The sequence below is a fragment of the Paraburkholderia sp. PGU19 genome, assembly GCF_013426915.1.
In the GTDB taxonomy this organism is placed as follows: domain Bacteria; phylum Pseudomonadota; class Gammaproteobacteria; order Burkholderiales; family Burkholderiaceae; genus Paraburkholderia.
The window spans coordinates 620767-634818 of sequence record NZ_AP023182.1; the positions used below are offsets into that span (position 1 = coordinate 620767).

The 14052-nt window shown below is 59.0% G+C and carries 12 protein-coding genes; 3 read left to right on the forward strand and 9 right to left on the reverse strand.

Annotated elements, in window-relative coordinates:
- Nucleotides 1–122 precede the first annotated feature (122 nt).
- Nucleotides 123–878, reverse strand: a complete 756-nt coding sequence (locus tag H1204_RS43270) for an SRPBCC family protein (RefSeq protein ID WP_180736189.1) — start codon at nt 876–878, stop codon at nt 123–125.
- A gap of 214 nt (nt 879–1092) precedes the next feature.
- Nucleotides 1093–1914 (reverse strand): aldo/keto reductase, encoded by an 822-nt coding sequence (locus H1204_RS43275; protein ID WP_180736190.1) that lies wholly within the window; start codon nt 1912–1914, stop codon nt 1093–1095.
- A 120-nt stretch (nt 1915–2034) separates the two neighbouring features.
- Here H1204_RS43275 and H1204_RS43280 point away from each other — a divergent pair, with 120 nt between their 5' ends.
- Complete coding sequence (locus H1204_RS43280; RefSeq protein ID WP_180736191.1) at nt 2035–3012, forward strand: LysR family transcriptional regulator; 978 nt, start codon at nt 2035–2037, stop codon at nt 3010–3012.
- A gap of 276 nt (nt 3013–3288) precedes the next feature.
- On the opposite strand, the gene H1204_RS43285 is transcribed toward H1204_RS43280, so the two are convergent.
- The 4 genes from H1204_RS43285 to H1204_RS43300 all read right to left on the reverse strand — a co-directional run bounded on the left by H1204_RS43285 (nt 3289) and on the right by H1204_RS43300 (nt 8390).
- Entirely contained in the window at nt 3289–3699 is a 411-nt protein-coding gene (locus tag H1204_RS43285; protein ID WP_180736192.1) for a hypothetical protein, read from the reverse strand.
- A complete protein-coding gene (locus tag H1204_RS43290; protein ID WP_180736193.1) occupies nt 3618–5771 on the reverse strand; it encodes a hypothetical protein in 2154 nt (717 codons plus the stop codon). Before H1204_RS43290 ends, H1204_RS43285 begins: the two co-directional genes overlap by 82 nt.
- A 1054-nt stretch (nt 5772–6825) precedes the next feature.
- Nucleotides 6826–7167 (reverse strand): DUF4148 domain-containing protein, encoded by a 342-nt coding sequence (locus tag H1204_RS43295; RefSeq protein ID WP_243469101.1) that lies wholly within the window; start codon nt 7165–7167, stop codon nt 6826–6828.
- Nucleotides 7168–7619: 452 nt separating this feature from the next.
- The gene (locus H1204_RS43300) at nt 7620–8390 is read right to left on the reverse strand and encodes a serine protease (protein ID WP_180736194.1); all 771 of its coding nucleotides are present in this window, start codon (nt 8388–8390) and stop codon (nt 7620–7622) included.
- A gap of 85 nt (nt 8391–8475) precedes the next feature.
- Here H1204_RS43300 and H1204_RS43305 point away from each other — a divergent pair, with 85 nt between their 5' ends.
- Nucleotides 8476–9108 carry a class I SAM-dependent methyltransferase gene (locus H1204_RS43305; RefSeq protein ID WP_180736195.1) on the forward strand — a complete coding sequence of 211 codons (633 nt, stop codon included), beginning with the start codon at nt 8476–8478 and terminating at the stop codon, nt 9106–9108.
- A 377-nt stretch (nt 9109–9485) separates the two neighbouring features.
- Here the strand turns inward: H1204_RS43305 and H1204_RS43310 are convergent, their stop codons facing one another.
- The 3 genes from H1204_RS43310 to H1204_RS43320 all read right to left on the reverse strand — a co-directional run bounded on the left by H1204_RS43310 (nt 9486) and on the right by H1204_RS43320 (nt 12958).
- Nucleotides 9486–11084, reverse strand: a complete 1599-nt coding sequence (locus H1204_RS43310) for a SagB/ThcOx family dehydrogenase (RefSeq protein ID WP_180736196.1) — start codon at nt 11082–11084, stop codon at nt 9486–9488.
- 317 nt (nt 11085–11401) lie between these two features.
- Nucleotides 11402–12271 carry an SHOCT domain-containing protein gene (locus tag H1204_RS43315; protein ID WP_180736197.1) on the reverse strand — a complete coding sequence of 290 codons (870 nt, stop codon included), beginning with the start codon at nt 12269–12271 and terminating at the stop codon, nt 11402–11404.
- A 90-nt stretch (nt 12272–12361) separates the two neighbouring features.
- Nucleotides 12362–12958, reverse strand: coding sequence for an HD domain-containing protein (locus H1204_RS43320; protein WP_180736198.1), 597 nt, complete (start codon nt 12956–12958; stop codon nt 12362–12364).
- 100 nt (nt 12959–13058) lie between these two features.
- Here H1204_RS43320 and H1204_RS43325 point away from each other — a divergent pair, with 100 nt between their 5' ends.
- Entirely contained in the window at nt 13059–13952 is an 894-nt protein-coding gene (locus H1204_RS43325) for a LysR family transcriptional regulator (RefSeq protein ID WP_180736199.1), read from the forward strand.
- Nucleotides 13953–14052: the final 100 nt, after the last annotated feature.

Below are 14052 nucleotides of genomic sequence, written 5' to 3' on the forward strand. Positions count from 1 at the left end.
CCCAGCTTGACGACCCTATCGGTGATACACCCTACACCGATCAATCTGAGGGAAGCTGTTTTGGGACCGGCGGACGGATTACAGATGTCGTGCGGACTGCCAGATGTGCCCTTGCGTGCGAACTATTTATCTAATGCTCCGTTCTCAGAGACCCATTTCAGTGTCACCAACCACAAGTCATGTCCGCGGTGCATGAGGCTTTCATTGCTTTGCCGGAGGCGAATAGCACCTGCGCCTTTGCCCACTTCGTCCATCGTAACAACGCATACTCCGTCTTTCGGAGTCAGATACCAGGTGTGGTAAAAGGTTGGTTGAGTGCCCGGTGCATAGCCGTACCAGCCAATACGCGTATTAGGGACGAATTCATGAATCCTGCTTTCGAGCGATAATCCGAAAGTCGTCCATCGGAACACGCTATTTGCGTGCAGAACAGTTCCTCCGCCACCGACGATGCGTACGTCCTTTGAGTTTGGGTACCATCGCGGCCAATCGCGCGCATCGACGATTTTGCTCCATACGTGTTCGCAGGATGCGTCAACAACAATCTCATTGTGCGAAAACAGGTCTGCGGTGGAAGGGTCAAAGCCATCCGGCCAGTGAATCTCTTGTGAACGGTTCACTAGATCTGACCGCATCGTCCTGATTGCGTCAGGTTGCGACTGAGCATGCGCGGCGTCTTCCTGATCACCCGCATAGCTCGCACCAGATGCGATGGCGAGCCCAAGGGCCAAGCCCGCAACCAGAACACCTGTATGAGAAAGCCGGGAACGGGGCGTGTGATCGCCTCCCGACGAAACCGGGTCGTCCAGCGTCGGGCCTGATGTACGTACGATTGAATGTGTTTTCGCGCCAGAAAGACCAATATCCTTGAACGTCATTTGTGTTTCCAAGTGAATTATACGTAGTGCAAACCAAGAAGGGTTTCTTACTTCTGGGGTTTGCAAGCGATCCGCCGGTGTAACGCGTTCTGCGACATGGACGGATAGAACAACTTCTCCTCAACTCATCGATAACCGTCAATCGCTTTTTGGGTGGGGACAGACGGTTAGCAACTGCAGCGAGTCAGCAACTGCAGGCGATGACGCGTCTCCATCAAGCGTCCCACTGAGGCGCGAACGGAGGGGTGACGAAGCGCTGATCCTTCGGCAACGCGGCAATAGCGTTTCGATCATCGTCGTCAAGCTGGATCTTTGCCGCATCGAGATTCGATTGCTGGCTTTCGCGTCGCTGCGCCTTGGGTATCGCGACAACACCGTCCTGATCGAGCAACCACGCGATGGCGATCTGCGCCGCAGTTGCACCGTGCTTCCTGCCAATGCGAGCCAGCACTGCATTGGTGGCTGCACGTCCTTGCGCGAGCGGTGCATACGCTACAAGTGGAATATTCTTGCCGCGAAGGTAGGTGAGCATCGCGCTCTGATCGAGGAATGGATGGTATTCCACTTGGTGACACGCGATAGAAGCGCGGATTTCCTCGACGGCCGCCTTAATGAGATGCATGTTGAAATTGCATACGCCAATCGCGCGTGTTAGCCCCTCTTCTCGCAATCCTTCGAGGGTTTCCAGTACTGCTGCGAGGTTGATGTCACGCGACGGCCAGTGGATCATGTAAAGGTCGACGTAATCGAGGCTCAGCTTCTTAAGACTGTTGTCGAATGCACGGCGGATCGCATCCGGCTTAAGGTTCTCGTGCCACACCTTTGTCGTTACATACAGGTCATGACGCGCGATTCCTGATCCGGCGATCGCCGCGCCCACCGCGTCTTCATTCTGGTACATCTCGGCAGTGTCGATATGACGATAACCTACTTCCAGCGCACTTTCGACAACGGGCTGGCAGTCGCCGCCCGGCATGCGAAACGTGCCAAATCCAAGGCGCGGAATGGTGAGGTCGCCTGTACTGATCTTTTCCATGATGTCTCTCCGTTGTGTGAAGACGACTCTACTGTCTCATGTGGCCATTGATGAATAAAGTAGGTCGTGTTCAATTGTGTAATGATAAAAGTCACGAATTGGTCTTCAATGAGGTGCGCGATGACATTTGACGGACGGTTGTTCGCGGGCATAACGGTCCTTGCAGCAGTCGCGGAGAGCGGAAGCTTTGTTCGCGCCGCAGAGGCGCTTGCGCTCTCCCCATCCGGCGTGAGCAGGGCGATAAGCCGGTTGGAAAAACGCATTGGGGTACGGTTACTCGACCGGACGACCCGATCCCAGACGTTGACTGACGAGGGGAGGCGGCTATACGAGGCTGTTAATCCGCATATGTCCGGGATTGAGTCGGCGGCTGCCGCTGCATCAGGCTCCGCGAACGTGGTTCGAGGCAGGCTCCGAGTAAACATAGACCCGTTCTTTTCACGGACAGTGCTCGCCTCGAGACTGCCCGGATTTCTCGGGCAATATCCTGAACTTTCGCTTGAGTTGATAATGCGTGATGACGTCGGCGATCTGGTCGCCGACGGCTTTGACGTAGCGGTACGCTTTGGTATGCCCCCGGTTGGAACGCTGGTCGCCCGCAAACTGCTCGATACGCGAATCGTTACCGTCGCGTCTCCCGCCTACATTAATGCCAGCGGCAGACCGGATCATCCCCACGACGTTGTTCATCACGATCGCGTACTTTTCTACAACCCTGTAACGGCACGGCCGTTCGAATGGGAGTTTCACAAGGGGAAGAAGGTCGTTAGTATCCCGGCTTCTGGTCGACTGCTTGTTTCAGACGTCGGCACGATGCTCGGAGCATGTGTTGCGGGTGCCGGAATCGCCCAGGTGATGTCGATCGGAACGGAGACACTACTCGCCGAACAAGACCTTGTTGACCTTTTTCCGGATTGGCCGGATGAGCGCTTTCCTCTCTATGCCCTTTTCCCGTCGCGACGCCATCTGGCGGCCAAGGTACAGGCTTTCATCGACTTCTGCGTTGATACGCTAACCGTACCATCGGCGCCTCTGTGTCCAGACCGACCAGGCAGGAGCCAGACTACACCGAAGCGTCCACGTACCCGTTCTACGTGATGTCGGCGTTGATTTGAACGGCATTCTCACGGAGCAGGTCGCATAGCGCATGTAGTCTGGGCTTGCGGTCTTATCTGACCCGTCGGGACACCCCGTCAGGCATTGCGGATCTCCGACGGTGAGGCTGACCAGTCAGTTCGAATCAAATTGAACGACCGGCTTTGATCGGCGCGATCGTCCGGGTCGATTTGATGCATTCGTCGCTTGCCCGGATTCGGGCCATAAGCGGACGGTGACCGACACACTCGCTCGGACATTCGGATTACCGAACTACATCTAACGACAGACGTTCGATTTGCGGTGCCACTCATTGAGCACTCGGACTTGCGCGACAGTCGCGGAGCTCCTGCCCGTGTCTCCGCGACCTTCAGCAATTCGACCGGGTTTGACGTTTCTTACTAATTCGCTTATGCCGTGCGCGAATGCAACAGGGCAGTGCCCGCGCAACAAGCGGTCGCGCAATCCTCTCAGCCAGCTCTTGCGATCATCGGCCATCGTGCCGACGTAGCGACGCACCGTCTCGAGGAAGACGCGCACCGCAATCATGGTCAGCACCGTGGCGCTGGCGGCCGCGCCGGCCTCGCGCAGGCCGGCGTCGGGTTCGATCAGTTCAATACCGAGTACTTCAGCGTCCAGCCGAACGAGCGGCTCACGCCCGCGCCCAACGCGAAAGGTGTGCTCATGCACGCGAAGTTCGAGTGCAGTTGACCAATCGGCGTCGTCGATAACGGATTGGTCGTGCCTCCCGCCGTGTCGAAGTTCGACAGCGAGCAATTGTCGAAGCCCGTGGTGCCATAGCTCGTTGCGGCGCTGTCCGCATAGTTCACATTGAAGCCGCTGGCGCTCGTGGTCTGAAAGTCGGCGAACGACGTGAAGTCGGTTTCCACGGCAACGTTGCCCGTCAGCGTTGCCGAGCTCAGCGTATCTGTGCGGGTTATCGTGCCGCTGCTGAAAGTCAGGACCGTATGCGCTTGCAGATCGAGATCCGTCGTGTAGGGTGCGTTCTTCGTAGCCTGCCGGAACTTGGTCGTGTCGAAGGACACGACCACCTGCCCGTTGCTTTCCTGCACGTTCAGGTTCTTGTAGTACGTGACCGGAATATAGGTCTTGCCGTTGTATGAGACCTGCGGAATCAGCAGTGCGTAGCCGAGATCAGTCGTCCCGTACATCAGCTTGTCGGAGAACGGGACCGGGTAATACGGCGTGTAGGAGTTGTAGTCCGGAGCCTGACTCAGGTTCAGATTGATCACGCGCTTGCCGTCGCGCACCGTCAAGAGCGCGGCGCTGTACGGATGCGCGCTATCGCTCGGCAGGTTGTACGAGGTGAGCGTGTAATGCGACAGGCCATTCAGATAGGACGTAAAATCGGCATCTGCCATTGGCGCCTTGCCGCCGAATCCGAGCTTGTTCCACCAGTTGTTCACGTACAGATACTGATGCAGCAGGCTGAAGTTCTCGCCCATCACGCGCGCCTTGCCGCGATAGGAATCCGTTCCGCGCCCCTTCACCCACATGTTGACCGACGGCGTCGGCAGGCTCGGGTCGTACCAGAAGTTGTCGAAGCGGTAGGCCGCTTTGTAGATGAACGAATAGGCGATCTGCATTTCGTTTGACGTCAGCACGCCTGCGTTGGCCGCCGCGGTCAGAATCTCCATGAATGCCGAATCGCCGTAGGGGCCGATGGAACGTCCATAGTTGAACCCCTGGCCGTCAGTGTTCAATTGAGGAAGAATGAGATCCACGGATTTGCGCAAATACCCCTTCAATTCAGGCGTCAGATTGGCCTGGTTGCCCATCTCGAAGGTGCGTTCGACCACTTCGCCGATCAAGAGCGTGCTGTACCGATCGAAGCGCGCCTGGTCGTAGTAGGTGGAATTTTTGTTCGAAGCTTCATCGGAGAAGCCGCCTGAGGAGTCGTTTCGAATATGCTTCGTGAGCGTGTAGAGCAGCGCGTCGCGCGCGCCCATCGTTGCGACAGAAGGGTCGGACGCGGAGGAGAAGCCCGGATTGCTCCAGCCGAGCTTCTGCCGCAGACCTGCAATGCCGTACGAGACGGCGTAGTAGTTCTGCGCGGTGTTGAGCGAGGCGACGTCGATTGCCGTGCCGGCGGCGGGACAGGTATCGGTCGCGCCGCTCGCGTCCGGTCCGAACATGTCGCAGAAGTTGAGGCGCTTCTGCAGCGTCGTCAACATCGCGTCACTGAAGACTTCGTTGAGCATGCCGTGCGCGTTCAGGTTGTTCAGCGCGACGAGGTAGTAATACTCGCCCCATGACGTGTTCGCATAGGTGTATTTAGCGCCGCTCGACTGCATCATCGCGGTCGTGATCTTCTGATAGGTCGCGAGGTAGTCCGCGTACTTCGGGTCTCCCTTGGCTTTCATGTCGATCAGGATGTACGACAGGCCGAGGGCCAACTTGCCCGGCAAGAACTTGTCGCCGGTGTTCGTATCGAGCACGTGAACGGGGCTGCCGTCGCCGAGGTCCATCACCACTTGCGTGAAATCGGGAGATTTCCTGATCAGGTCGAATAGCGCTCTCATCTGACCCATCATCGTGATCGAAATACCCGCGCCCGCCGGCACGCTGGTATCGGGCGCTCCGTAGGCGATCGCCTGAAGGGAATTGGCCGCCATGGCCGAGACGGGCGGCGACGCCGTCGTGCCAGACGGGTCGTTGCTGGTGCCGCCGCACGCGCCGATGAGAAACGCGGGCAGGGTGCTCAGTGCTAGCGCGATAGTGGACTTCTTCGGCGAACGCATGGTGTCTCCTTGTATGAATTGGAATGGTTAGCGACCGGGCCTCGCATGTGCCCTAGTCTTCGCGGTTTCTAGTCAGCGACCCGCCGAGTTCGCGTCGTCACCTCACCGAGGCGCTTGCCAGGGAGGGGTGGACTGCTTGGAAAACGTTTTCCAGAAATTTAGGTTTTCGGGCAAATGAAGTCAATCGTTTTCTCAACCAGAAAACGTAGGGAGAAACCCGGCTATATCGTTAATTTTGATCAATCTTCATTCCCGATAACGCAAGCTGTGACCTGAATTATGGAAAACGTTTAACTTAATGAGTTTCCCCGCTGAGGAGTGCGGCAACAGGACATAGAGTCGAATCGATGGCTCGGCGACCGCTTTCGGGCCTCGCACGTGCGGCGGAATATGGCGATCACGGCATGGAGCCATGCGACCGATAGCAACGGAACATCGAGTGGACACGCAAGTTGCTTGAGGCACGGCTCCCCCGCCGGGCGGCGGGGTACAGGATTGCAGATGCTCCAGCATTAAGCGCCGTCCTGCAGTCATGGGAGGCTGCGCGCGTAACCGCGGCCACAGCAATCACCTGGCTATCTCAGCTTGACGTCTTCACGCGCCATCGACGTGCGCCGAGAAACGTTCGCTATCCTGCTGAATTGACGATCAAATGCCATTCGTTAAATTAACGGCTGGGACGGGCAGGCAACGGAATTGGTGCCCGACGCCAAAACAGACATTCAAAGCGGATGCCGAGCGGTTAGAACGGCGCATATGCCTTAAGGGACCCGTGCGCCAAATGGATCATGTGAACGCCCGTTGTACCTTGAAAGCCGCCTTCAAAGCTGCCTTGGGTCAAACGGCTGCCGTGGGGTCGCTTGCTGCCGGTCGCCGACTTGCGAGCTTCAGGCGGTGTACGCGGATTGCATGGGGACTGCACCCGGCCAGTTTTCGACACCAGTGCATGTGCGCGCGCCAGACGCTCGAACGGTCGCTTCACACTTGTAAGCAAACCTGACGGGCTCACTTGGGCCTGCCGACCGGGGCCGCAGAAGCGAAAGGGCCCCGTCACTTACGGCTTGATGGCCTTGTTGTCCGAGGAATCGGCCGGTGCGATCGCGGGCGATCCTGATGCCGATGATCCACTCTTTACGCCGCCGTATGAGAGGCGTCTTTCAGCCGCCTGAATATCCTGCGGATAGTTCCTGTCTTTACCCGCCGCGGGGTTGTAGCCGGCCTGTTCTATTTGCTGGAGTTCGGCGCGCACCTCGGCGCGTGTGCGGGGCGCCGTGTCCGACTGGGCGAATGCCGCCAGCGATACGGCGAAAGCGGAAGTGGCGGCGACTGCGAAAATGACCGATTTCACGATGACCTCCTGTTGCGTACTGCACCCGGTTAAGCCCAGTTCTGTCATCCCTGGAGTTTAGGCGAGCAACCCTACGAGACTGATACAACGGGCATGGCGCCATCAACTGGTGTCGCAATGCGACGATCTGGGGCTGCAGTGACAGCCGCGAGCAGAACCACATGGCCAGGCACGCGATCAACCCCCGGGCGAGAGGTGGCATGATTCGAAATCCTCTGGGTGACCACACGTCAAGGATGCGAGAGTGAAGTGAATGCCCAATCAAGCAACAGAATCACCAACTTCGAATTGTCGGGAATGACACCCCTGCCGTTGGCTGAGCGTGACCCGCGCACCTGGCTGGCGACAGGCTGATTGTCAGCATCGTGGGCTATCGCACTTCTGCAGGAAACTCGCTTGTCGGTATTGGCTCGCCGAAGCGGTTTCGCGTGTTTGAATCTTCAATGTCTATGGAACAGTTCCCAAAAGCCAGTGGCAGAAGCCGTTCCGGACTCCATGCGTCAGCGGTCCGGTGTCGCTGGCATCGAACTCGCCAGCGACGAGCCTTCCGTGAGCGTCAGCAGGATGTCGGCGTACCAGGCGCAGTTCAGCCCGAGTGCCTCGTCGAGTTCGACGTCGCGCGAGCCCACGTCGAGCCGCGCCGAGTGAACGCCGAGCAGCATCCATGGCAGGTCGCCCAGCGCCGGTTTTCCGCCGGCCACGCGCTTGACGACGGGCGCCCCGCTGGTGCCCCGGTGTGTACGCGCATCGGTCAGGAAGTACCCCTTGCCCTGGAATCGCATGCCGAATGAAGACGCGATGACCGCCTGGCGCACGACTGGCAGGTGGTGCAGCGTGTCATGGAAGCCGAGCGGAAAGCCCACGACCAGCAGCGAGGTGCCGACCTCCACCTGGTCGAGCGACCCATGCAGGTGGGCGGGGGTGAAGGCACGGTAGGCCATCCGCCGCGGCAGCGCTGACTGCTCGAGCTCGATCACCGCCACGTCTATTTCTCCCGCAGTGTCGAGCCCCTGGCGCCAGATGCTCTTGCCGTTGCGGTACAACGGAATCGAGAACCCGGTGGATCCCGCCATGTTGTCCGGGTCGACGTGCAGCTCGATCTCGAGGCGATCAGGGAAGTGCTTGCTGGGCTCGTCGATCACGACGTGCCGGCTGGTGACCAGGAACAGCCGTTCATCGCGTTCAAAGAAAAAGCCGCTTGCATTCGTCAACAGCCGTTGACCCTCGAAGGTGGAGACACGCGCAGCGACAAGCAGAATGGATTCGATCATGGCGTGTCCGTGGGGCGTGGAGGCGGTCCACGCATTATGCGCGTACGCGCGCTGAATCAGCCGGAGATCCAGTAGACTGTCGCGCATGAAACTCCATCCGCACGACGTGGAAAAAATCGCCTCCCTGACCCTGGAGCATTACAACCTGCGCGCCGAGGATTTCCGCGAAGGAACCCGCGACCACGATGTCAGCCAGAACATCGCCGCACTATTGAGCCATATCGAAGGCGAACCGCCTTTCACGATTCTCGATTTTGGCTGCGGGCCCGGGCGCGATCTCAAGGTATTCGCCGCGCTCGGCCATGTCGCGATCGGACTGGACGGCGCCGAGCGCTTCGCCGCGATGGCGCGCACCGACACCGGGTGCGACGTGTGGCAACAGGATTTCCTCAAGCTCGATCTGCCGGACGGGCGCTTCGATGGTGTATTCGCCAACGCGTCGCTGTTTCATGTGCCGAGCCAGGAGTTGCCGCGCGTTTTGCGGCAATTGCTGGCCACGCTGAAGCCCGGCGGCGTGCTGTTCAGTTCCAACCCGCACGGCAGGAACGAGGAAGGCTGGAATCGCGGCCGCTACGGCGCTTACCACGATCTTCAAACGTGGCGCCGGGTCATGTCGGGCGCCGGGTTCGTCGAACTCGATCACTATTACCGGCCGGCGGGCTTGCCGCGTGAGCAGCAGCCGTGGCTGGCCAGCGTGTGGCGCAGGCCCGTATCATGACAGACATCGCTTCCGCTTCTGGAACGGCAACGTTCAGCTCATGTGCCGCACGGTCACGTTGACAACGTGACCACGCCGGTCGTCGACCAGTCGAAACACATTGACGTTGAACCAAGATAAGCTCACCTTCGTCGTCGCTGTCTGGTCCTGCGAAAAGCCTCGCTTACATGAACAAAGAGCCGCTCGCTGGAGGCGCGTCACGAGCCGTCTAACTTCAATGGAAAATCGGCGTCGGTGTGAGGATGAAAACGAATGTGGGTTGCCTCAAATTGGCTACACGTTACTAATAAAGATTAGTATAACGTAAGAAAAATCCAGTAGCCGGTTGATCTTGGTGAATGCCGTCTCGCCAGGGGGGCGAACGTCGGACACTCGCTTCAAGGCTGAACCTCATACGGCTGGAACGAAGAGAGGCGTGGATCGTCCACGGCACCACCGACTGTGAAGTGATACAAGCTCTGCCAGGCGTGAGCCTTCACTCCGAGCAGTGTGTGCATTTCGTCGTCAAAAAAGCAACCAACCCCCGTGGCACGCACTCCGGCGGCTTCGGCTTCGAGATAGAGAACCTGGCCGAGAATGCCACATTCCCAGAAGAGGTGGCGATAACGCCATGGTTGTTTCAGGGCGATTTCGAATCTCGCGATCATTCCCAGTGCAAAGCAGGAGTCGGCGGCGATATCCTGGTGACAGCAGATCAACTTTGCCACGGCGCGCAAATCGTATGGCAGTAGAAAATAGAGCGGCAGATAGTCCGGCCCCGTCTTCTTCCACAGCCATTCTGGACGCAGAGACTGTCTGAGAACCGGCAGCGCTCCGGGGTTTCTCACGAGCATATACAGACCCGGCTCCAGGCCGTCGACGCGGTGTACAAATAGCGCCGCGTGCACTGCCGCAGGAGATATCAGGGCATTCCACGGCGGCGTGTCGCGACGTGGCAACAGGCACGCCAGCATGCTGAAAAAAACTGTGTCGGCGATGCGCGTCGCACCATCGAATTTCACCGCGCTGCGACGCTGCCGGGCGATCTGGGCAAATCGGAGATCAAGGGCGGGCTTCGCGGGCGACTGACGCAGTTCTGGGTTCGGCGAAGTCGGTTCGGGAGTCCGGGCCTTGTGCGTAGCGCGATGGATCGAATCGATATCCGGCCACCTCACATGTCCCGAGCTCAGCTGATTTGCGCGTCCGTACCATTGTGCCTTGTCCAAAGCGGTCAGCATGCGCTCAAGATCAGGCCGCCATTCAGGATTGCCGATCCAGAGCAAAGCATCCGGCGCCTCAGTTTCAGCGCCCACGAAATCTTCGCTGCGGCCCGATCCAAGCAAGTCGGCCAGTTCATCATCGGCAGCCGCCTCCACCAGCCGCGTCTGCCAGCCGAGCGCAGTCGCTGCGTAACTCAGCGCAGCGACGACATGGCCGCAATCCTGCTGGCAGTAGCGCCAGGCACGCATACCGTATTTCCATGCCTCGCGCCAGTGGATCGAGCTTATGCCGACTAGGACACCTCTGTCCGAAAACGCCTCAGTCCATCGCAGATCGTCTACTGCGGCGCGATGTTCAAGCGCATGGTCCCGGCTCAGGTAGTGGTAGACACCGGCGGACAAGCCGGGCAGAGCCGGACACAGAAGATAGCTCTCGGTCGGATGCAGGTTTCCGCTCGAAGGGTTGCAGCGCAGTGCCCACCGCTGGGCGCCATAGGATTTCCACGCCGACAGGCCGAGCGAGAGTTCGAACAGAATCGCCAAACTGGTTAGATCGAACGCGTGCGCGGGCGGCAGGGCGCCATAGCGCAGCGCATTGTAGCGTGTAGCCAGTGTGTCCGCGGCTAGCGGCAGACCTACGCGTGGTGCGCCGTGAAACACCCGGAACGGATCCGGCTGGGTGGTCCAGTCGAGTCTCCCGGGGCCAGGAGCGTAGAAGTTGACGTGGTGCTTGCTGCGTTCGTGATATTCAAGCAGCGCACGCCTTGACCGGTCCATGTTCCCCCCTCAGGATTCCCCGCACATGCGGCTAAACAAAACCAGCTGGCTGGACGTTGGGGCGCGATCTCATTCAGGTCGTGGAAGCAGAGCGCGCTTCGGCAAACTGCTGTTGCCTTTGGCGCCCACTGTACCGCGGCTGGCACTCGTGTTGTCTCCACGCAAGCTCGCGGATGTTTTCAGCGCACAAGTCAGCTTTCAGGTTTCTTCAAAGGCATTCGGGCTGCAGACTTCGAAAACTCGTGGCCATCCCAGGTCAGCCGCCATTCGTTACCCATCGAAATCGTGCCCCGTTGCGTTGCACGATGACGGGACGCTCACAAACGGCTCAGCAGTTCTGTCTTCTTGGCGGCGAACTCCTCATCGCTGAGAATCCCCTTCGCGTGCAGTGCGGCGAGCTTCTCTATGGTGGCGAACACGTCTGCCTCGCGGGCGACCGACTGAGTGCTGACGGGCTCCTCCTGCACCGGCGGCGACGTCGGCTGCGGAACCCCACCCAACGAGACAACCGGCAGGCTGGCGACAGCAACGAGGCCGTGCTGGCTCGCAAATGTGAGGGACGCGCCGCGGGACTGCTGCTGTGAGAAGCCGCTGATCTGGTGATCGAGCGTATCGTAGACCGTCACCTTGCCGTTCACTTCGATCGCCAGGCGCCGGGGTGGTGCGAAGTACGCATAGCGGACGTCGTTCTGCGCCCCGGTTGTGCTGGGCCGCCCCAGATCAGCGGGCCACCAGTCGCCAGAGGTGCCGGGCTCGGGCGGAACGAACAGACTTACCGGTCCGACTGGTCCGGCTGCAGTCTGCTGCTCGTTGCTGCCACCGTAACCAGCGCTCTGCTGTTGTTGCTGGCCGCCGCCGTGGTTGCCCTGCTGCCGGGTACCCTGGTTCTGCGACTGGAAGCTGCCGCTGCGAATCAGGTCGGGCTGGTTTGCCACCAGGAGGGAAAGCTCAGAACAGAGCCCGTCGACCCGACCCATCAGGTAGTGGTTGAACATGTCGGAGACCATGGTCATTCCTCCCTGCATCCACTGGCCGGAGCCGCCAAATTCGGGGTGATTGAACTGGGCCATGCTCCCGTTACCGCGAATCACGGACTCCAGCATGCTCATCACTGCATCCGTGCTGAACCGATGTCGCTGGGCTACTTCTTCGATCAATTGCTGGCCGGCGGGGGTGAGTTTTCGCATGGTGATCCACTCATAGTTTCTCGTGTTGCCTCCCGGGATGATGTTACTCCCGGGCAATTGCCACTGCCGTTCGCCAATCGTGCCTCGCATTCAACCGATTTTTTCGAACGCGGCTTTGTACAGGGTTCGCTTCGGCTCGGCAAACACTCGCCGCACCATCGGTTCGAAGAACTCTAATGGCAACGTTTCCGCATCCGGATCGAAGGCCGCCGCGTCATATTTCTCACAGAAATGCGCGGTACGTTTGAACAACTCCGGCACGTCGCGATAGTTATCGCGCAGATTGCGGTCCATACCCATGTGATGGAAGAAGTAATACCCCTGGAAGATCCCATGGTGCTTGACCATCCAGTGATTTTCCGCGCTGACGAATGGCTCCAGCAGCACGGCGGCAACGTCGGCATGGTTGTAACTTCCCAGCGTATCGCCAATATCGTGCAGCAGCGCGCAGACCACGTATTCCTCGTCCTGGCTGTCGCGATGCGCCAGCGTGGCGGTCTGCAAGCTGTGCGTCAGACGATCAACAGGAAATCCGCCGAAGTCACCATTCAGCAAGCGCAGATGGTCCAGTAGGCGGCCAGGCAGTCTTTTGGCAAATGGTCCAACCTCATTGCCAATGATCGCCCAATCCTGTTCGGTACCTTCGCGCATATGGCGGAACGCGGCGCGCTGTTCATTATGTTCCATGGGACTACTCCTTCTCGATGATAGGAACTTCATTATTTGAGCGAAGGCGATATAAAATCCAATAACTGGAAAGTCAAGATCCATAACTCCAGGGAATGGCATGATTGATGGTGACCTTACATACTTCCTGACCATTGCAAGTGCCGGTACGCTGGCGCGCGCCGCCGAACAGCTTGGCATTTCTCAGCCGGCCGTGACCAAGGCCATACAGCGTTTGGAGCGCAAGGTTGGAGTAACGTTGGTCGAGCGCACCGCACGCGGCTCTGTATTGACCGAGGCGGGAAAAATATTCCATACACGGGTGTTGGGCGTGTCCATGCAACTCGATAGTGCGCTGGAGGAAGCGCGCGATATTGGTGGAGGACACGCGGGCCTGCTGCGCATCGGTGCGACGCCGGCCACCACTAGTTTCGCGCTGCGCTCGCTGTTCCCAACGCTGCTGGTGGAGCGGCCCGCCGCGCGGGTCAATGTGACGACAGCGTTTAGCGACACGCTATTGGACGCGATCGACAACCGTGAAGTGGAACTGGCCGTATGTCCCTTGCCCGACACATTGGATGCTTCCATGGCCAAGGAGGTTCTCTATGACGATCACTACAGCTTGATGGTTAGCACTACAAATCCTCTGGCTGAGCGGGAATCGGTCACGCTTCACGATCTGGCGGAGTGCTCATGGGCCGCGTCAAGTCGACAGGAATCTGCACGCGCGCAGCTCGAGCAAGCCTTTGCAAAACAGGGCTACCCACGAATGCGCATCGTGGCCGAGGCCAATAGTTTGGCCGCCTTGATTCTTGTCGTATCCACTACACGGCTGGTCAGCTTGATCAATGCACGCAGCTTCGACCTTGGCCCCCTACCGTGCGACATAGCTGTACGCCCAATCCAGTTCGACGGCTTGCTGCGTCAAGTCGGACTGGTACGAAGGGCCGGTTACCTATCTCCGATCGCCGAACGCGCGCAGCAGATTTTGCGCAACGCAGCGCGGGGGTTGTAAGCCTATACGCCTCGAATCCCAACTAGCAGCTCACGTCGAACACAAACCGTCCAAGCCGGCCGCTCGAATGGCAGTTGTAACCCGTGAACCTGCCGTCGAA